A 19418-nucleotide genomic window follows, 5' to 3' on the forward strand; every position below is an offset into this window, starting at 1 on the left:
CATGCAGTGGACCGAGTTGGTCGTATTCAGCATCCTGTTCCTCCTCGTCACCGTGATGGGCTTCATCGCGGCGAGATGGCAGAAGGGTGAGACGCTCGCGCACCTCGACGAGTGGGGTCTCGGCGGCCGCAAGTTCGGCAGCTGGATCACCTGGTTCCTCGTGGGCGGCGACCTCTACACGGCCTACACGTTCGTCGCGGTTCCGGCGCTGGTGTTCGGCGCGGGCGCGACGGGCTTCTTCGCGTTGCCGTACACGGTGATCCTCTACCCGATCGTCTTCCTGCCGCTGGTACGCCTGTGGTCGGTCGCCCGCGTGCACGGCTACGTCACGCCCGCCGACTTCGTGAAGGGCCGCTACGGCTCGCACTGGCTGGCGCTGATCATCGCGATCACCGGCATCTTCGCGACGATGCCGTACATCGCGCTGCAGCTCGTCGGCCTCGAGGCCGTGCTGCGCAGCATGGGCCTCAACGGCAGCGGCATCCTCGGCCACCTGCCGCTGTTCATCGCGTTCGTGATCCTCGCGCTCTACACCTACCAGTCGGGTCTGCGGGCGCCGGCGCTGATCGCGTTCGTCAAGGACATCCTGATCTACCTGGTCATCCTCGTCGCGATCGTCTACCTGCCCACGAAGTTCGGCGGGTGGAGCGAGGTCTTCAACGACGCGCAGGCGAAGTTCGACGCGACGCCCGCCAAGGGCGACGGCATCCTGCTCAACGCCAACAACCAGCTGCAGTACGCGACGCTCGCGCTCGGCTCGGCGCTCGCGCTGTTCCTCTACCCGCACTCGCTCACCGGCATCCTGGCGAGCCGCGGCCGCAACGTCATCAAGCGCAACATGGTCGCGCTGCCCGCGTACTCGTTGGTGCTGGGCCTGCTGGCACTGCTCGGCTACGTCGCGATCAGTGCGGGCACCAAGCCGATCGTCAACCAGGCGACCGGCCGGGCCGACACGAACACGATCGTGCCGGAGCTCTTCGGGCACAACTTCCCGTCGTGGTTCGCCGGCATCGCGTTCGCGGCGATCGGCATCGGCGCACTGGTACCCGCGGCGATCATGTCGATCGCGGCGGCGAACCTGTGGACGCGCAACGTCTACAAGGAGTACATCCGCAAGCACGCCACCCCGGCGGAGGAGGCCCAGCAGGCCAAGATCGCCAGCCTGGTCGTGAAGTTCGGCGCGGTCGCCTTCATCGTGTTCATCGACCCGCAGTTCTCCATCGACCTGCAGCTGATCGGCGGCGTGATCATCCTGCAGACGCTCCCGGCCGTCGCCATCGCGCTGTACACGCGGTGGTTCCACGTCTGGGGCCTGATCTCGGGCTGGGTCGCGGGTCTCGGGTACGGGATGTACCTGCTGTACCAGATCCCGAGCGCCGACGGTAAGCGTCCGCACTTCGGTGGTTCGGCGCTCGCGCTGGACAAGCTGTCGCTGTTCGGCTGGCACCCGTTCGCCGGGTCGACGCTGCAGATCTACGTCGGCGTCGTCGCGATCGCGGTCAACCTGATCGTCGCCGCGATCGTCACGGTGATCGCCAGGCGCGCCAAGGTGTTCAACGGCACGGACCAGACCGACCCGTCCGACTACCACGTCGACGAGGACAGCGACCGGATCAAGCCGGTCGCGGCCCACTAACGAGGGCAGCGGCACCGACGAGCCCCGCCCGTCCACCCAGGACGGCGGGGCGAACGTCCAATGTAGACAGATAGGACAGACCCGCGTGCGTCGCCAACGCGCGGCGCACCGGGTCGAACAACAGCTCGCCCGCCTGGGCCACACCGCCGCCGATGACGGCGAGGTCGAGGTCGCACACGGCCGCGGTCGCGGCGATCGCCAGCCCGACCGCGTGCCCGGCGCGTTCGAACGCCGCCAGCGCCACCGGGTCACCGGCCCGCGCCGACGCCTCCAGCGCGATCGCGTCCGCACCGCGCCAGCCCCGAGCCGAAGCCCAGCTCACCATTCGCGGTCCACCCGCCACGGTTTCCACGCAGCCGCGTCCGCCACACGTGCACGGCTCGCCGTCCGGCTCGACCACGACGTGCCCGATGTGCCCGGCGTTGCCGGTCCGCCCGCCGAACGGCCGGCCGTCGAGCACCAGCCCGCCGCCGACCCCGGTCGACACGACCAGGCCGACCATGAACCGGCTGCTCTGCCCGGCCCCGCGCCACTGCTCGCCGAGCGCCATGCACACGCCGTCGCCCGCGAGCTCGACCGGCACACCCGGCACCAGCGAGGCCACGCGTTCCCGCAGCGGGAACTCGCGCCAGGAGGGCACGTTGATCGGGCTGACCGTGCCCGCCGCCGTGTCCACGGGCCCGGCCGAGGCGATTCCGGCGCCCGCGACCTGCTCGCCGTCCAGCACCCGCCCGACGACGTCCGCGACCGCATCCCACGTGTCCACCTGCGGCGTCGCCACCTGCGCGGACCGCACCACGTCGCCGGCCCCGCCGACGAGCGCCGCGGCGATCTTGGTGCCGCCGAAGTCCACTGCCAGCACCAGATCAGTCACGCCGCGCCTTCCCCCGGTTGAACCAACAACCCGCACATTGTTGCCGGTGGCTGGCCGTGGCCGTGCGACCACTGCCACCATATGCGCCATGCCAGGGCTGCGGGACGAGCTCCGACGGCTGCGCAAGGGCCGGGGTGTTCTTGCGGCGGACATCGACACTCTTGCAGGCAACGCACTACGCGCGTTGTGTGGCATTACCCCACAGGACAGCCAGCCGGTGATCCGGCAGAAGGTCACCGACGAGCTCAAACGGCTCGCGGACCGGTTGCAGCCCGACCTCAAACTCGCGGCGCTGGCAGCCCTCGCGATCCACCCGGAGGCGCAGCAGACGAAGCTGACCGAACGGGTCGAGTGGCTCGCGCAGGCCATCGGCAAGCAGACCCGTACCGCGCGGCGCCGCGCGGACGACGCGATCGAGCTGCTGGTGCAGGCCGCGGAGAACCGGCCCGGCGACGAGGGCTGGTACGTGCAGGCGTTCGAGGCGCAGGTGCGGCTCGACATGGGTACGCCCGAGGTGGTCGAACGCCGCAAGATCGTCGCGACCAGGGACGGTGTCGACGCGATCGTGCCCGCGCTGAGCCTGCCAAGGCATCGCGCGGACCAGCGTGTGCTGCACGACGTCAACGCGAAGGTGCTGTACGGCGGCAAGCTCGTGCAGCAGGAACACCCGTCCGAGAGCTACTTCCGGTTCACCATCGAGCTGCCCGAGCCGTTGCACAGCGGGCAGACGCACGAGTACGCGATGAAGCTGCGGGTGCCGGACGGGCAGCCGATGCGCCCGCACTACGTGTTCTCACCGCACCGCCGATGCGACCGGTTCTCGGTGCGGATTCAGTTCGATGTGCACAATCCGCCGCGTTCGGTGTGGCTGGTTTCGCGCACTCCGATGCGGATGGTCGACGACGCGACGCCGTGCGGTGAATTGCTCAGTGTGGACGCCAGCGGCGCGGTGCAGGTCGAGTTCGACGAGTTGGACATGGGATTCGGATACGGCGTGCAATGGAGGTGGGCCGGTGGGCCAGCTCCCGCAAGCTGACCCACCTCCTCCCCACTGGCCATTCAGCCCATCAGCACGAAGACCACGATCGAGTGCGGTTCCATCCCGTTCTCCCCTCTGTCTCACCCCGACTGCCGAGAGCGTCGCAGTGGTGAGGGGATCCGTTCTGTGCCAGTTGACACACAACGCCGAACTGGATGTGGGTGACATTACAGAACACAATTGGGGTGGGCCAGCGATCGGGGAATTGGCCAAATAATGGCCAATTCTTCAGGGGGAGGAAAGCATGAACTTCTGGGACATGCTCTTGGAATCGACCAGGCAGGACTTTCTCGCTCAGGCCGTCGAACGCCGGTACAAGACGGGCAAGGTGATCATCAACGAGGGGGATCGGGCCGGATGGGTGCTCGTGCTGACCGTCGGACGGGCGAAGGTGGTCACCTCGGCGGGCGGCGGGCACGACGTGGTTCTCGGCGTGCGTGAACCGGGCGACATCATCGGCGAGATGGCGGCGGTCGACGGCAACCCGCGGTCCGCGTCGGTCATCGCCGTCGAGGACGTCACCGCGCTGTGGCTGCCCGCCCAGCGGTTCGCCAGGCTGATGCGCGAACCGGATGTCTCGTCGGCCCTGCTGAAGATCATCAGCGGTCGCTTGCGCACCGCGAACGTCCGGCGCGCGGAGTACGGCGACCGCACCACGTTCGTGCGGCTCGCGTCGCTGCTCAACGAGATCGTGCTGCGCTACGGCGTGCGGACGCGGGACGGTGTGCTGATCACGTTGCGGATCAGCCAGCAGGACCTGGCCGGCCTCATCTCGGCGTCCCGGGAGGCCGTCGCACGGGCGTTGCGCGAGCTGCGCGAGGACGGCGTGCTCACCACCGGGCGGCAGCGGATGATCGTGCACCGCCCCGAGGTCCTGGAGGAGATCGTCAACGCTTCAGCATCCGCGTGATGCCGGCCGCGACCGTCGTGGCGAGAATCCAGCCGGTGACGATCAGCCCGGACGCGATCCACTGCGACGCGCCGGGCGTCTGCCACCGGTTCTTGTTGCCGAAGTCCACGATCGGCACCACCAGGTCGATCGTGTACAGCCACGCGTTCCACGGCAGGTGGTCCTGCTCGTTGATCGGCACGAGATCCGGCTTGATCTCGAACCACAGGCTGCCGAGGAACCACGACACGACCAGCCAGCCCAGCGCCCGCGCCGGTCGGTACCCGTACCCGACCATGGACCGCTGCAGCCAGCTCCAGAAGAGCACCAGCGGCCCGAAGAACCGCATGCCCTCGGCGAGCGCGCGGTACCGCAGCCGTTGCTTCTCGATCATGACCGTGGACGCGTGCTCGTCGTTGCCGCTGGCCTGCAGCATCTCGGCGAACTGGTCGTACGGCCGGGGCCGGTAGGCCCGACGCGTCGCCTGCCGCAGCCAGTGCAGCCGTTGTTCGACCTGCTCGTCGTCGCGCAGGTCGATCGGGTGTGCGAGCGAGTCGTACCGGAAGTCGTCCAGGTCGATGTACCCGGTCGCCTCCCAGAACTTGTCGTTGTCGTCCAACGAGGTGCAGCGCGCCTGTCGCAACGTCACGTCGCCCTTCGGCGGCGAGACGACGTTGAGCATCAGCTCCGCGACCTGCATGCCCATGCCGTTCAACGCATGGCTGTCCAGCTTGTACCCGAGCACCGCGCCGTTGAAGTTCGCCATGCGGCCGATCGTGGCGCGCCGGCATCGCACGCCGCCGTGCGCGACGAACTCCTTCTCGCCCTGCGCGCACACGAGGTCGCGGCCGATGACACCGCCGCCGATGTCCAGCGACGGCTTCTCCCGCGGCTGGTTGCGATAGCGGCCGGGCTGGGTGAGCCGGCTGCCGCGCAGGTCGAGGTTCGCGCCCACGTTGACGCCGCGCAGCTCGAGCCCGCCCGCGATCTCGGCGCCGCGCAACGCGAAGTTGCTGCCGACGCGGCACCGGTTGGCCAGCACCGCGTCCGCCTTCGGGTTGTCCACTTTGGACCCGTCGAGGATGAGGCTGCCGAGCACGTGCAGGTCGACCATCCGCAGCTGGCCCTTGAGCCGCGAGCCGCGGCCGATGAAGTCGCCGCCGATCTCCGCGCCGTCGAAGTGCAGCGCGCGCCCGTACCCGGTCGGCTCGTTGCCGATCGGCCGGGTCACCGCGTCGATCACCGAGTCCGCCATGGACAGCCGGCCGCCGATCTTGCCGTTCTTCATCCGCACGGTGCCCGCGCTGGCGAAGCCCAGGTCCAGCTCCACGTCGCCGCGCACGTCGATCCGGTCGAGCACGAGCGTCGCGCTGGGATCGGCGTGCGGGTCCGTGGTCACCTCGTAGGCCGTGCCGCGCGCCAGGGTCGCGCCGCGCAACGACAGGGCCGAGCTGATCCGCGCGTTGGCGAGGAACACCACGCCCCTGGAGGTGATCGCGCCGAGCAGGTTGCCGCCGATCTGCACGCCGTTGCCGTTGAGCGTCATGCCGTTCTCGTTGTCGAGCACGGCGTCGCCGAGGTTGCAGTTGCCGCCGATACGGGCGCCCGCGATCCGGATCTCGCCCTCGGACCTGATGCCGGGCGCGAGCAGTGCGCCGGCGAGCGTCAGCCGGTCCGCTAGTACGGTCTGGCCTTCGGGTTGGCGGAAGGTGCTGTCCCGCAACAGCAAGGAGCCGGAGATGTCCGCATCGGTCAGGTCCAGCTGACCGTCGATCGTGCAGCCGAGCAACGCGACGTCGTTGCTGCTGCTGAGGTTCCGGCCCGCGATGCCGGGTAGTGAACACCGGTCGAACTCGATGCCCGCGAGGCTGCTCTGGCGCAGGTCCGGCACGTTCTCGAAGGTGCAGCGGACGAACTCGAGCAGGTACGGCACTTCACACGCGCGCAGGTCAAACGTGCCGGTGATGGTGCGGTCGATGACCCGGATGACCGGCGGCGTGCTCGGCTTGCGCCGAGGCAGCCGCCAGGTCCCCGAGTTGCTGTTGTTGTCCGGTTCCCCCAACCCCCGCAGCACGTCGGCCGCGGGGAGTTTGCTCAAGGCCATTTACTCAGGATCACCCGGACCGTGGTGTGTCGGGTCCAAAACGCGCGAAAGGAAAGTTTTTGTCCTTTCCTGCTGCGGGTTTCCGATGACCTCTTCGGCCGGACCCTCCTCGACGACGTACCCGCCGTCCATGAAGAGCACCTTGTCCGCCACCTCGCGTGCGAACTGCATCTCGTGCGTCACCACGAGCATCGTCATGCCCTCTTGCGCGAGTTGCCGCATGACGCCGAGGACGTCGCCGACGAGCTCGGGGTCGAGCGCGGAGGTCGGCTCGTCGAACAGCATCACCTCGGGGTCCATCGACAACGCCCGCGCGATCGCGACACGTTGCTGCTGACCGCCGGAGAGCTGCGCGGGCATCGCGTTGACCTTCTCGCTCAGCCCCACCCGCTCCAGGTTGCGCAGCGCGATCTCCTGCGCGGACTTCTCGTTGCGCTTGAGCACCTTGCGCTGCGCGACCGTCAGGTTGTTGACGACGGTCAGGTGACTGAACAGGTTGAACGACTGGAAGACCATGCCGATCTTCGTGCGGGCGGCGTCGATGTCGACGTCCGGGTCCGTCAGCTCCGTGCCGTTGACGACGATCTTGCCGCCCGTCGGCTCCTCCAGCAGGTTCACGCAACGCAGCAGGGTCGACTTGCCCGACCCGGACGGGCCGATGATGCAGACGACCTCACCGCGCTGGACCGTCAGGTCGATGCCCTTGAGCACGTCCAGCGGTCCGAACGACTTCTTCAGTCCGCTGATCTCGACGCAGATGTCGCTCATACGACGGACACCTTCTTCCCACCGGTGCGGCGTTCCAGGCGACGTGACAGGTAGCCGAGCGGCAACGTGATGATCAGGTAGGCCAGGCCTGCGACGAGGATCGGCGTCAGCGACGGGTTGCGGCTCAGCGTCTCGCGGCCGAACTTGGTCAGCTCGTACTGGGCGCCGGTCAGGCCGATGATGCTGATCAGCGACGAGTCCTTGGTCAGCAGGATCAGCTCGTTGGTCAGCGGCGGGAGGATGATCCGGAACGCCTGCGGGATCACGATCGTGACGTTCGTGCGGACGACCGACATGCCGAGCGACCGGGCCGCCTCGACCTGTCCCTTCGGGACCGCCTGGATGCCCGCGCGGATCGTCTCGGCCATGTAGGCGGCACCGACGATGCCGAGCGCCAGCATGGCGGTCGAGTAGATGTCGAACAGCAGGTTGAACGCCAGCGGCACGCCCGCGCTGATCGCGATGAAGACCAGCAGCGCCGGGACGCCGCGGAAGAACTCGATGTAGATCGTGGCGAGCCACCGGTACGGCCCGACCGACGACAGCTTCATGAGCGCGAGCACCAGGCCGAGCGCGAGGCCGAAGGTGAACCCGAGCACGGTGTAGATGATCGTGTTCTTCAACGCGGTGACGATGATCGTCGGGAACATCTTGATCGCGACGTCGAGGTTGAAGAACGCGGTCCGGATCTTCTCCCAGTCGGCGAAGATCGCGATGAGCGCGGCCACCAGGACGAGGAGGCCGTACTGCGCGTACCTGAAGTACTGGGCGCGCTTGCGTTTGGACATCGCCATGGTCAGCGGCTCCTAGCGACTTGGTTCGGACATGCGGCGGGGCCGGTGAAAATCACCGGCCCCGTGCGAAACCGGCTACTTCTTCTCCGGCTTCTTGCCGAACCACTTCTCGTAGATCTTGTCGTACTCGCCGCTTTCCTTGGCCTTCTTCAGGACCTCGTTGACCTTGGCGAGGAGCTTGGTGTTGCCCTTCTTGATGCCGATGCCGTACTGCTCGCCGGTGTTGAACTCGGCGGTGACCTCGGTCTCCGGGAACTCCTTGGCGTAGTCGAAGACCACGCCGTTGTCGTTGATCACCGCGTCGACGGCGCCGGTGCGGACGGCCGTCTCGGAGAGCGGCAGGTCCTCGAACTGGACGACCTCGTAGCCGTTGGCGGCCTTGTTGTCGTTGGCGTACTTCTCACCGGTGGTGTCCTGCTGGACGCCGATCTTCTTGCCCTTGAGGTCCGCGAGGCTCTTGTACGGAGCGCCCTTCTTCACCAGCAGCGCCTGCGTGGCGTCGAAGTACGGGTCGGAGAAGTCGATCGCCTGCTTGCGCTCGTCGGTGATCGTCATGCCCGCCGCCGCGAGGTCGCACCGCCCGGTGTTGAGCGCGGCGCCCGAGGTGATCGTCTCGAACGGGGTGTCGAAGATCTCCTGCTTGACGTTGAGCTCCTTGGCCACCAGGTCGACGAGGTCGACGTCGAAGCCGATCGTCTTGTCGCCCTCGGTGTACTGGAACGGCTTGTAGGAGAGGTGCGTGCAGGTGACGAGCTTGCCGCTCTGCACGAGGGCGATGTCGCCACCGCCACTGCTGGACCCCTGGTTCACCGGCGTCGCGCAGCCCGTTGCTGCCATCACGGCCAGCCCCAACGCCGGGATCAGGGCCAGCACCTGCCTGGTTCGACGAGCCACTGCGTCACTCCTCGTAACTGTTGCGGACGAGTGACCGGGATACTGCCACTTGGGTGACCTGATGCACAGCACGTGCGTGTTACAGAGGGCGTTCACGCATGACTCTTGCGTGAAATACCCCATCCAGCCCCTGTTTGTTGCGCGGAATGGGGTATTTCACACAACGTATGCACGAAATGCTGTCGCGCGACGACTAACCGTGGTGTCGCTTGATCAACAGGCCTGCGACCAGGGCAGTCCATCCGGTCTGGTGTGAGGCACCGAGCCCCTCACCGGTGTCGCCGTCGAAGTACTCCGAGAAGGTCACGTGCTCACGCCAGAGCGGGTGGTCGGACGCCTCGATGCGCTTGCCGTCGCTCGGCCGGCGGCCATCGGCGTCCGGCAGGAACAGCGACACCAGCCTGCGGGCCAGCTCGTCCGCCGCCTGGCCCGCGGTCAGCTGCCGGCCCGAGCCGCTGGGCAGCTCCACCCGGAACGCGCCGTCGGCGAACCCGTCGACCGTCTCCAGCGCCTCGACCAGCAGCGCGTTGATCGGGAACCAGATCGGTCCGCGCCAGTTCGAGTTGCCGCCGAACATGGGCGTGTGCGACTCGCCCGGCTCGTAGCCCATCCGGTGCTCCTGGCCGGCGACGATCACCTCGAGTCCCTCGCGGTGCGCCGCGCTCAGGCTTCGGATGCCGTGCGGCGACAGGAACTCGTGCTCGTCGAACATCCGGTGCAGCACCCGCCGCACCTTCGCCTCGTCGAGCAGGCTGACCAGCGCGCCCTTGTCGCCGTAGCGGATGAACTGGCGCAGCTCCGGCCGGCGCGTGAGCAGGTGGTTCAGCCGGCTGGTGAAGCCGGGCAGGTCGGTGAGCACCCACGGCTCCAGCACGGCGTTGGCCAGCAGCGGGATGAGGCCGACCATCGACCGCACGCGCACGGGCTCCGACACGGTGCCGTTGCTGACCCGGTCGTAGCAGAACCCGTCCTCCTCGTTCCAGATGCCGGTGTTCGTGCTGCCGAAGTTCGTGAACGCCTCGGCGATGCTCAGGAAGTGCTCGACGAACTTCGTCGCCACGTCCTCGTAGGACTCGTCCTCGCGCGCCAGCTCCAGCGCGATCTGCATGAGGTGCAGGCTGTACGCGGCCATCCAGCTGGTCGCGTCGCTCTGCTCGAGCCGCCACTCGCCGAGCATCGGCTCGGACCGGTTGATCGGCCCGATGTTGTCCATGCCGAGGAACCCGCCCTCGAACAGGTAGCTGCCGTCGGCGTCCTTGCGGTTGACCCACCACGAGAAGTTGAGCAGCAGCTTGTGGAAGATCTTCGCGAGGAACCGCCGGTCCCAGCCGCCGTCCATCCGGTAGACCTGCAGCGCGGCCCACGCGTGCACCGGCGGGTTGACGTCGCCGAACTCCCACTCGTACGCGGGCAGCTGGCCGTTCGGGTGCATCAGCCACTCGCGGCACAGCAGGAGCAGCTGCTCCTTCGCGAACGCCGGGTCGACGAGCGTGAACGGGATCGTGTGGAACGCCAGGTCCCACGCGGCGAACCAGGGGTACTCCCACTCGTCCGGCATGGAGATCACGTCGGCCACGTCGATGTGCCGCCAGTGGGCGTTCCGTGCGTTGTGCCTGGTCTGCTGCTGGATCGGGTCGCCGTCGAACCAGTCGCGGGTGCGGTAGCGGTAGTGCTGCTTGGTCCACATCAGCCCGGCGAGCGCCTTGCGCAGCACCTGCTTCTCATGGCCCTGGACGTCGAACGCGTCGAAGAACTCGTCGGCTTCCCGTTTCCGGGCGTCCACTGTGGACTCGAAGTCGCGGAACGGGTCCTCGTGGTGATGCTGGGTGAGCCGAAGCCGGATGGTGACGGTCTCACCGGGCTCGACCGGGTCGAACGAGTACCAGGCGGCCACCTTCGTACCGGGCTCGCTCGTGTCGTCCGGTCCGACGACCTGACAGGTGGTCGTCCTGTTCCTGACGACGTACTCGTCGATGCCGTCCTTGGTGAACCTGGTGGGGTTCGGCGTTCCGTACAGCGCTTCGTCGTTGGTCTCGTTGTCCGTGACGAGCAACGTCGGCGTGCCCTCGACGTGCAGCGTGTACCGGCCCAGCTGCCCGTGTTCGGCGACGAAGCTCCTGCCATTGGTCGTGCTGCCGATGATCGAGCAACGCCGGTCGTCGCGGCCCCACGCCCAGGTGTTGCGGAACCACAGCTGCGGCAACAGGTGCAGCGGCGCTTCCTCGGGCCCGTGGTTGGTGGCGTCGATCCGGATGCAGATGTCGTCGGTGTCCGCCTTGGCGTAGGTGACCGTGACGTCGAAGAAGCGGTTCTCGTGGAAGACGCCGGTGTCGGCGAGCTCGGGCTCCCGGTCGGTCCGGTCGGCCTCGCGCGCCAGCCGGCGGAGCTCCTCGTACGGGAACTCCGCCTGCGGGTAGCGGTAGAGCACCTGCATCCACGAGTGGGTGGGCGTCCCGTCGGTCACCCACCAGTGCTCCTTGACGTCCTCACCGTGGTTGCCCTCGTCGTTGGTGAGGCCGAAGTACCGCTCCTTGAGGATCGGGTCCTTCCCGTTCCACAGGGCGAGCCCGAAGTTGAGGAACCCGTGCAGGTCGCAGATGCCGGCGATGCCGTCCTCGCCCCAGCGGTAGGCCCGCGACCGCGCGTGGTCGAACGGGAACGACGACCACGCGTCGCCGCCCGCCGAGTAGTCCTCGCGCACGGTGCCCCACTGGCGTCCGGCCAGGTACGGGCCCCACAGCCGCCACGGGGAGGTCGGGGTCCCCGAGTCGGCGAGACGCGCCCGTTCCGCTTGCTCGCTCATGGCCCCAGTGTGAGGCATCGATTCAGAAGATCTGTTGCACCCCGGTCAGGACTGGGGTCTTTCTCACTCGATCCGCTGGTTGTAACGCTGAGGCGCGAATTTGGCACACACAGTTGTGAGCGACTACCCGCAGCCGCAGCGAGTCGACCAGCTCGACAAGGATGCCCTGCTCGACAGCCTGATCACCGAGGCACTCGCCCGCGACGAGATCCGGCCCGTGATCGGGCCGCGCGGGGTCACCGAGCAGGCGCTGCGGACCGAGGGCCGCAGCCAGGCCGCGACGGTGTTCCTCGCCGCCGAGCCCGAGGAGAACGCGTGGCGCACCGCCGTCGACGCGGCAGCCAACCTCTTCGTCAGCTCCAACCCGGTCAGGGACCTCGTCTGGGCTTTGATCATCGTGCCCGTGGTGCAGTTCGTCCTGCTCGGGTGGCTGGTGCTGAGCGCGGCCAAGGTGGCCGTGGTGCCGATGCTGCTCGTGCTGGCCGGCATCGCCGTGGTGGGGGCCGCGATCGGCGGCGTCAACCTGAGCCGAGCGCTCCGGCCGGACGGCGACGGGCGGCGCAAGGGCGAGAGCTGGTCGGTCGTGGGGATGGTGGCGGGCGTCGTCGAGCTCGGGTGGCTGGCGTATGCCTGGATCGGGTGGTCGTGGTGGCTCGTTCCGGTCGGGTTCGGTGCCTTCGTCGTGCTGGCGATCATGTGCATCCCCGCGGCCGACGTGTTTCCGTCCGAACACGACCGGGCGAAGCAGGCCAAGGCGGCCGAGACGTTCCGGGCCTGGAAGGGCGCGCTGCTGGAGAAGGGACTGCTGCCCGCGCTGCGCACGTTCATCAACGTCCGGGAGACGGCCGGTGACTACTCGACCACGCTGACCGTGCGGGCGACACCCGGTCTGAAGAGCGCGGACTACGTGCTCACGCACGTCTCGACCCCGGCCAGCGAGCGCCTGGTCCGGCTGGTCGACTCGGTGGCGGGCGGCAGCTTCGCGCTCGCCGGGCCGCGTGGTGCGGGCAAGACGAACCTGCTCCGGGCGTACTGCGGCGGCCAGTACCGGGACGAGAACCGCGGCCCTGACCTCGCCGTCTTCACCTCGGCCCCGGTCGAGTACCAGCCGGAACAGTTCGTGCTGCATCTGTTCACGAAGACCTGCCAGGCCGCGATCGCTTACGCGCGGCAGGCCGTTCCTGATGTGATGCCCGGCGCGGGCACCCGGCTCGTCCGGAAGGTGCGGTCGCCGTTCGCCGACGACGGGCGCCCGCGGCCCGGCCAGTTCAGCGACCTGGTGGCCACCGCCGAGGAGTGCCTCTCGCTGATCAGGTACGTGCGGACCTACAGCACCGAGGCGACCGTGAAGGGCGGCGCGAAGGTGTTCGAGGTGGCAGGCAAGGCCGGGCTCAGCATGGCCGGCCGCGCGCTGACGTACCCGGAGCTGGTCGACCGGTTCCGCGAGTTCCTGGCCGACGCGGTCGCGGTGCTGGAGGCGGAGGCCAAGTCGTCCGGCCGGGAACCGGGCCGGGTGGTCATCGGCATCGACGAGCTCGACCGGATCGGCGCCGGTGACCCGGCGCGGCGGCTCCTCAACGAGATCAAGGCGATCTTCGACGTGCGCGGCTGCTACTACCTCGTCTCGGTGTCGACCGAGGCGCAGCACGACTTCGAGCTGTCCGGCATCGGGTTGCGCAGCACGTTCGACAGCTCGTTCGACGAGGTCGTGCGCGTGGACCACCTGAACTTCGAGAACGCCAAGGTGTTGCTGCGCAGGCATGTGATCGGCCTGTCCGAGCAGTTCCTCGCGCTCGCCTACGTGTTCTCCGGCGGACTCGCGCGGCAGCTGGTGCGCACGGTCCGGACGATCGTCGAGCTGGCGGACGACCACATCGGCCAGGGCCTGCGGCCGCTGGCGGAGGCGGTCGCCGAGGCGGAGCTGGTCCGGGCCTGCCACGCGACGGTCGACGCGTTGATCACCGTGCCCGACCGCGCCGACGTGACCGAGCTGGTGCGCGCACTCGACGACCGGGCAGGCGCCAAGGACCTGGCGTACTGCGAGCGGTTGCTCGCGTCCTACACCGGCGAGTCGGCGGTGGTGGTGGACCTGCGGGACGCCGTGGCCGCACGGGTGTGCTTCCTGGCCACGGTGATCGAGGTGTTCGACGAGAACCTGACCAGGGAGCGCATGCTCGGCCGCAACTTCGACCTGCTGGCCCGTGCCAGGCGGTACGCGGGGAACAACCCTGCGACCGCCCTGGCGTTGCTCGCGGACATCCGCGAGCAGTGGGGGCTCAGCGCTTGGAGTGGGCGTCCAGCACCAGCGCCACGGCCTGCGTGACACGCGTCGCCTGCGCCAGGTTCAGCCACTCGTCCGGAACGTGGCAGTTGGAGTCCGGACCGACCGCGCCGGTCACCACGAACTGCGCGTCCGGGTACGCCTCGTGCAGCAGCCCCATGAACGGGATCGACCCGCCGAGCGCGACGGTCCGCCACGGCGCGCCGAAGATCTCCTTCGAGGCGTCGTCGAGGGCGGTGCGCAGCCACGGCGCCAGCTCGGGCGCGTTCCAGCCGTTGCCGGTCTCGATGCGGCTGAGCTCGACGGTCGCGCCGTAGGGCACGTCCGTGGTGAGGATCTGCTTCACCTTCTCCAGCGCGGCCTCGGCGTCGGCCGTCGGCGGCAGGCGGAACGACAGGACCAGGGTGGTGAACGGCCGCAGCACGTTGCCCGCGTCGTCGGGCGACGGGAGGCCGTCTGCGCCGGTGATCGACAGGGTCGGGCGCCAGCTGGAGTTCAGCGCGATCTCGGTCTCGTCGTCGGACATCGGGGCCAGCGCGCCGACGCGCGGGACGGCGCCGAGCAGGGCACCGGGCGCGGTCTCGACGGCCTCGCGGACCTCGGCGATGCGGTGCGGCGGGATCTCGACGTGCATCTCCGGCACCAGGACGTGCCCGGTCTCGGAGTCCTCCAGCCGGTCCAGCAGCTGGCGGGCGATGCGGAACGAGCTCGCGACGAGACCGGACGCCATGCCGGAGTGCAGGCCGGCTTCGAGGGTGCGCACGGTGACCGTGACCTGCAGCAACCCGCGCAGTGACGTGGTCAGCCACATGCGGTCGTAATCGTTGCCGCCGGAGTCGAGGCAGACGACGAGAGAAACATCACCCAAGCGGTCGCCGAGGTGCTCGAGGTACGCGGGCAGATCGGGCGAACCGGACTCCTCGCCCGTTTCGAGCAGGATCACGGCACGCGAATGGGTACCGCCGGCGGCCCGGACCGCCTCGATCGCGGCGATCGCCGCGTAGCCCGCATAGCCGTCATCGGCGGCGCCGCGGCCGTAGAGGCGGCCGTCGCGGAGCACCGGTGTCCACGGACCGAGACCCTCGGACCAGTTGGCCACGGGCGGCTGCTTGTCCAGGTGTCCGTACAAAAGCACCGTGTCGGATGAAGAGTCGGTGGCCGGCACGTCAACGAGCAGCAGCGGCGAACGACCGTCGAGCTCGACGACCTCGATCGTCACGCCCGGCAGCGAACGCTGCGCGAGCCACGCCCGCACGTGCTCGATCGCGGCGGCTAGCTGGCCGTTCTCCGCCCACTTCGGATCGAAGATCGGCGAAATCGCCGGCACGGCCACGAGCTCGGACAGGCTCGGGACGATCTCCTCGTCCCACAGCCGGCGGACGGTGCTGATTACCACGGAGTTCTCCACGTGGACGATCCTGTCATGGCAATCCGCCCGTCCTAGGTTAACGATCGGTAACCGGGACAGCGCTGTCCGGTAACCGAACGGCCTAGTCGGACTGCAAAAGGTCGACCTTCCTACTGTTTACGCTGCTCAGAACGTTGACCCGTGTGTTACTAAGTGAATCCGGACTCACCAACACGGGTGAGGCCGTGTCAGGATGTGGATGAGAACACCGTCAGCGCCGACGGCTGCACGACGTCCCCACAGGGGCGGCGGCGACCGGCGGCGCCGCCGCACGAGGTCGTCACGAGCGACCGGGGCGGACTCGTAGACGAGGAGAAGGCGCAATGTCGTCCCCTGAGCAATGGACGCACCCGGAGCCGGATGCCGCGCCGGCCGCCACTGCCGCAAAACCGACAGCGGAACAGGTGATCGCAGGCTTGCGAGCTACAGACGAGGGCGGCGCCGACCTGGTGCAGCTGCTCACTCCTGAAGGCGAGCGTGTTCAGCACCCGGACTTCGACATCGACATCACGGCTGAGGAGCTGCGCGGTCTGTACCGCGACATGGTCCTGATCCGCCGCGTCGACCGCGAGGCCAACGCGTTGCAGCGCAAGGGCCAGCTCGGCATCTGGGTGCCGCTGCTCGGCCAGGAGGCCGCGCAGATCGGCGCCGGCCGCGCGATGCGTGAAGACGACATGGCGTTCCCGAGCTACCGCGAGCACGGCATCGCGTGGACCAAGGGCGTCCACCCGACCGAGCTCCTCGGCATCTTCCGCGGCACGGACCAGGGCACCTGGGACCCGGTGGCGCGCAAGTTCCACCCCTACACGATCGTCATCGGCAACCAGGTCCTCAACGCGACCGGGTACGCGATGGGCCAGAAGTTCGACGGCAAGGTCGGCGACGACAACGGCGAAGCCACCATGGTGTTCTTCGGTGACGGCGCCACCAGCCAGGGCGACGTGCACGAGGGCTTCGTGTGGGCCGCCGTCTACGACGCGCCGCTCGTGTTCTTCTGCCAGAACAACCAGTGGGCGATCTCCGAGCCGACCGAGCGCCAGTCCCGCCTGCCGCTGTACCAGCGGGCGCGCGGCTACGGCTTCCCCGGCATCCGCGTCGACGGCAACGACGTGCTGGCCACGCTGGCCGTCACGCGCTGGGCGCTGGAGGAGTGCCGCCACGGCAACGGCCCGATCCTGATCGAGGCCTTCACCTACCGCATGGACGCGCACACCACGTCCGACGACCCGTCCCGCTACCGGCTGTCCGACGAGCTGGAGCTGTGGAAGCTCAAGGACCCGATCGAGCGGGTCAAGGTCTACTTGGTCAAGCAGCAGTGGGCCGACCAGGCGTTCTTCGCCGAGATCGAGGCCGAGGCGGACACGCTGGCCGAAGAGCTCCGCGAGTTCTGCGTGAACATGCCGGATCCGCCCGCGGAGCGGATCTTCAGTCACGTCTACGCGGAGGGCAACCCGGTGTTGGAGGCCCAGCGCGACGAGTTCCTCGACTACGTCTCGGGTTTCGCTGGAGGTGAGCACTGATGGCTGCTCCGACCATGGATCGCACATCGTCCTCTGCCGCCTCTCCGGTGCAGACGCTGACGATCTCCAAGGCGCTGAACAACGGCCTGCGCGCCTCGATGGAGGCCAACCCCAAGGTCATCGTCATGGGCGAGGACGTCGGCAAGCTCGGCGGCGTCTTCCGCATCACCGACGGCCTGCAGAAGGACTTCGGTGAGCAGCGCGTGCTCGACACGCCGCTGGCCGAGTCCGGCATCATCGGCACCGCCGTGGGTCTGGCGATCCGCGGCTACCGCCCGGTCTGCGAGATCCAGTTCGACGGCTTCATCTTCCCCGGCTTCGACCAGATCGTGTCGCAGGTCGCGAAGCTGCACTACCGCACGCAGGGCAAGATCAAGCTGCCGATCGTGATCCGCGTGCCGTTCGGCGGCGGCATCGGCGCGGTGGAGCACCACTCCGAGTCGCCCGAGTCGTACTTCGCGCACTGCGCCGGCCTCAAGGTCGTCTCGTGCTCGAACCCGGCCGACGCGTACTGGATGATCCAGCAGGCCATCGACTGCGACGACCCGGTTCTCTTCTTCGAGCCGAAGCGCCGCTACTACGAGAAGGGCGAGGTCGACACGACCGTCGCCCCCGGCCCGCTGTTCGCCTCGCGCGTGCTGCGTCAGGGCACCGACGTCACCGTCGCCGCGTACGGCCCGATGGTCCGCACGTCGCTCGACGCGGCCACGGCCGCCGCCGAGGACGGCACCTCGCTCGAGGTCATCGACCTGCGCACGCTGTCCCCGCTGGACCTGGACCCGGTCTTCGAGTCCGTGCGCCGCACCGGCCGGCTCGTCGTCGTGTCCGAGGCCCCGTCGGAGTCCTCGATCGCGTCCGAGATCGCGACCCGCGTTCAGCAGGAGTGCTTCTACTCGCTGGAGGCCCCTGTCCTGAGGGTGACCGGGTTCGACACCCCGTACCCGCCGTCGAAGCTCGAGGAGGAGTACCTCCCCGACCTCGACCGGGTGTTGCACGCCGTCGACCGTTCGCTCGCCTGGTAAGGGGATCGCTTCAATGCCGCAGTACAAGCAGTTCCCCCTGCCGGACACAGCGGAGGGGCTGACCGAGGCCGAGATCCTCACCTGGCACGTCAAGCCGGGTGACACGGTCAAGATCAACCAGATCATCGTCGAGATCGAGACGGCCAAGGCGGCCGTCGAGCTGCCGTGCCCGTGGGCGGGCGTCGTCACCGAGCTGCTGGTCGAGCCCGGCCAGACCGTCGAGGTCGGCGTCCCGATCATCACCATCGACACCGACCCCGGTGGCGCGGCTTCGCCCGAGCCGTCGGTTTCGGGGCAGCTCAACGGGACCGCGACCGCCGAGTCGTCGGGCAAGATCGGTGAGGAGATGCCGGGCGGGCGCATCGCGACCCTGGTCGGCTACGGCCCCAAGTCCGGTGCCGCGAAGCGCCGGGCCCGCAAGGACGCACCCGCTCCCGCTGCCGCGGTCGCCGCTGCTCCCGCCGCCGCTCCGGTAGCTCCGGTGGAACCGCCTCCTCCTCCGGCCGCCGCTCCCGGTGGCTATGTCCCGCTGGCGAAGCCGCCGGTCCGCAAGCTGGCCAAGGATCTGGGCGTCGACCTGTACGCACTGACCGGCTCCGGCCCGGACGGCGTCATCACCCGTGCGGACGTCGAACAGGCGGTCGCCGCACCGGTCTCGGCTGCTCCGTCCGTTGTGGACAGTGGTTCGCGCGAGCGGCGCGTCCCGATCAAGGGGGTCCGCAAGGCGACCGCGCAGGCGATGGTGGACAGCGCGTTCACCGCGCCGCACGTCACGGAGTTCCTGACCGTGGACGTGACTCCGATGATGGAGCTGCGCGCACGGCTGAAGGACTCGCCGGAGTTCCGCGGCGTGAAGCTGACGCCGCTGGCGTTCTGCGCCAAGGCCGTCGTCATGGCGGCCCGCCGCACCCCGGACGTCAACGCGACCTGGGACTCCGCGGCCGGTGAGATCGTCTACAAGGACTACGTGCACCTGGGCATCGCGGCCGCCACGCCGCGCGGCCTGGTGGTGCCCAAGGTCCGCGACGCCGACCGGATGTCGCTGCGCGAGCTGGCCGTGGCACTCGACGAGCTGGCTTCCGTTGCCCGCGAAGGAAAGACGGCCCCGGCCGACATGATGAACGGCACCATCACGATCACCAACGTGGGTGTCTTCGGCGTCGACACCGGTACGCCGATTCTCAACCCCGGTGAGGTCGCGATCCTCGCGTTCGGCGCGATCCGCGACATGCCGTGGGTGGTCGACGGCGAGATCAAGGTCCGCAAGGTGTGCCAGCTGGCGCTGTCGTTCGACCACCGCGTGGTGGACGGCCAGCAGGGCTCGCAGTTCCTCGCGGACGTCGGCCGCCTGCTCGCCGACCCCGGTGTGGCGATCACGTACTGACG

General features: G+C 68.6%; 14 protein-coding genes. 7 read left to right on the forward strand and 7 right to left on the reverse strand.

Features of this window, described 5'->3' with window-relative positions; all coding sequences use genetic code 11:
- The first annotated feature begins 1 nt into the window (after position 1).
- A complete protein-coding gene (gene mctP, locus QSK35_RS26385) occupies positions 2-1636 on the forward strand; it encodes a monocarboxylate uptake permease MctP (protein WP_285750195.1) in 1635 nt (544 codons plus the stop codon).
- Here the strand turns inward: mctP and QSK35_RS26390 are convergent.
- Entirely contained in the window at positions 1614-2510 is an 897-nt protein-coding gene (locus QSK35_RS26390) for an ROK family protein (protein ID WP_285750196.1), read from the reverse strand. The two genes, mctP and QSK35_RS26390, sit on opposite strands and share 23 nt — an antisense overlap.
- A gap of 88 nt (positions 2511-2598) precedes the next feature.
- Here QSK35_RS26390 and QSK35_RS26395 point away from each other — a divergent pair, with 88 nt between their 5' ends.
- Together QSK35_RS26395 and QSK35_RS26400 are read left to right on the forward strand one after the other, a co-directional pair.
- Entirely contained in the window at positions 2599-3546 is a 948-nt protein-coding gene (locus QSK35_RS26395) for a hypothetical protein (RefSeq protein WP_285750197.1), read from the forward strand.
- Between the two features lie 247 nt (positions 3547-3793).
- Complete coding sequence (locus tag QSK35_RS26400; RefSeq protein ID WP_285750198.1) at positions 3794-4459, forward strand: Crp/Fnr family transcriptional regulator; 666 nt, start codon at positions 3794-3796, stop codon at positions 4457-4459.
- Here the strand turns inward: QSK35_RS26400 and QSK35_RS26405 are convergent.
- The 5 genes from QSK35_RS26405 to QSK35_RS26425 form a co-directional block, all read right to left on the reverse strand.
- Positions 4437-6542 (reverse strand): hypothetical protein, encoded by a 2106-nt coding sequence (locus tag QSK35_RS26405; RefSeq protein ID WP_285750199.1) that lies wholly within the window; start codon positions 6540-6542, stop codon positions 4437-4439. The genes QSK35_RS26400 and QSK35_RS26405 overlap by 23 nt on opposite strands.
- Positions 6543-7310 (reverse strand): amino acid ABC transporter ATP-binding protein, encoded by a 768-nt coding sequence (locus QSK35_RS26410; RefSeq protein ID WP_285750200.1) that lies wholly within the window; start codon positions 7308-7310, stop codon positions 6543-6545.
- Positions 7307-8104, reverse strand: a complete 798-nt coding sequence (locus tag QSK35_RS26415; RefSeq protein ID WP_285750201.1) for an amino acid ABC transporter permease — start codon at positions 8102-8104, stop codon at positions 7307-7309. The genes QSK35_RS26410 and QSK35_RS26415 overlap by 4 nt, the downstream gene beginning before the upstream one ends.
- Before the next feature lie 75 nt (positions 8105-8179).
- Entirely contained in the window at positions 8180-8998 is an 819-nt protein-coding gene (locus tag QSK35_RS26420; RefSeq protein WP_285750202.1) for a basic amino acid ABC transporter substrate-binding protein, read from the reverse strand.
- A gap of 193 nt (positions 8999-9191) precedes the next feature.
- On the reverse strand, positions 9192-11801 hold the full coding sequence (locus tag QSK35_RS26425; protein ID WP_285750203.1) for an MGH1-like glycoside hydrolase domain-containing protein: 2610 nt from the start codon (positions 11799-11801) through the stop codon (positions 9192-9194).
- A gap of 100 nt (positions 11802-11901) precedes the next feature.
- On the opposite strand from QSK35_RS26425, the gene QSK35_RS26430 reads away from it, so the two are divergent.
- Positions 11902-14124, forward strand: a complete 2223-nt coding sequence (locus tag QSK35_RS26430) for a P-loop NTPase fold protein (RefSeq protein ID WP_285750204.1) — start codon at positions 11902-11904, stop codon at positions 14122-14124.
- On the opposite strand, the gene QSK35_RS26435 is transcribed toward QSK35_RS26430, so the two are convergent.
- The gene (locus tag QSK35_RS26435; protein ID WP_285750358.1) at positions 14078-15499 is read right to left on the reverse strand and encodes a M20/M25/M40 family metallo-hydrolase; all 1422 of its coding nucleotides are present in this window, start codon (positions 15497-15499) and stop codon (positions 14078-14080) included. The two genes, QSK35_RS26430 and QSK35_RS26435, sit on opposite strands and share 47 nt — an antisense overlap.
- 314 nt (positions 15500-15813) lie before the next feature.
- Between QSK35_RS26435 and pdhA the strand changes: the two genes are divergently transcribed.
- From pdhA to QSK35_RS26450, 3 genes are read left to right on the forward strand one after another with little or no spacing between them, the layout of a single operon-like run.
- Positions 15814-17010, forward strand: coding sequence for a pyruvate dehydrogenase (acetyl-transferring) E1 component subunit alpha (gene pdhA, locus QSK35_RS26440; RefSeq protein ID WP_285750205.1), 1197 nt, complete (start codon positions 15814-15816; stop codon positions 17008-17010).
- Complete coding sequence (locus QSK35_RS26445; RefSeq protein WP_285750206.1) at positions 17010-18032, forward strand: alpha-ketoacid dehydrogenase subunit beta; 1023 nt, start codon at positions 17010-17012, stop codon at positions 18030-18032. The genes pdhA and QSK35_RS26445 overlap by 1 nt, the downstream gene beginning before the upstream one ends.
- Positions 18033-18045: 13 nt before the next feature.
- Positions 18046-19416: a dihydrolipoamide acetyltransferase family protein gene (locus QSK35_RS26450; protein WP_285750207.1), complete on the forward strand. Its 1371-nt coding sequence runs from the start codon at positions 18046-18048 to the stop codon at positions 19414-19416.
- Positions 19417-19418: the final 2 nt, after the last annotated feature.

Source organism: Lentzea sp. NBRC 105346 (assembly GCF_030269605.1).
Taxonomy (GTDB): domain Bacteria; phylum Actinomycetota; class Actinomycetes; order Mycobacteriales; family Pseudonocardiaceae; genus Lentzea.

Excerpts from the sequence above, each read along its gene's own strand:
- QSK35_RS26405 (WP_285750199.1), bottom strand. The coding sequence starts at position 6,542 with ATGGCCTTGAGCAAACTCCCCGCGGCCGACGTGCTGCGGGGGTTGGGG.
- mctP (WP_285750195.1), top strand. The coding sequence starts at position 2 with ATGCAGTGGACCGAGTTGGTCGTATTCAGCATCCTGTTCCTCCTCGTC.
- QSK35_RS26395 (WP_285750197.1), top strand. The coding sequence starts at position 2,599 with ATGCCAGGGCTGCGGGACGAGCTCCGACGGCTGCGCAAGGGCCGGGGT.
- QSK35_RS26415 (WP_285750201.1), bottom strand. The coding sequence starts at position 8,104 with ATGGCGATGTCCAAACGCAAGCGCGCCCAGTACTTCAGGTACGCGCAG.
- QSK35_RS26445 (WP_285750206.1), top strand. The coding sequence starts at position 17,010 with ATGGCTGCTCCGACCATGGATCGCACATCGTCCTCTGCCGCCTCTCCG.
- QSK35_RS26425 (WP_285750203.1), bottom strand. The coding sequence starts at position 11,801 with ATGAGCGAGCAAGCGGAACGGGCGCGTCTCGCCGACTCGGGGACCCCG.
- QSK35_RS26400 (WP_285750198.1), top strand. The coding sequence starts at position 3,794 with ATGAACTTCTGGGACATGCTCTTGGAATCGACCAGGCAGGACTTTCTC.
- QSK35_RS26410 (WP_285750200.1), bottom strand. The coding sequence starts at position 7,310 with ATGAGCGACATCTGCGTCGAGATCAGCGGACTGAAGAAGTCGTTCGGA.
- pdhA (WP_285750205.1), top strand. The coding sequence starts at position 15,814 with ATGTCGTCCCCTGAGCAATGGACGCACCCGGAGCCGGATGCCGCGCCG.
- QSK35_RS26450 (WP_285750207.1), top strand. The coding sequence starts at position 18,046 with ATGCCGCAGTACAAGCAGTTCCCCCTGCCGGACACAGCGGAGGGGCTG.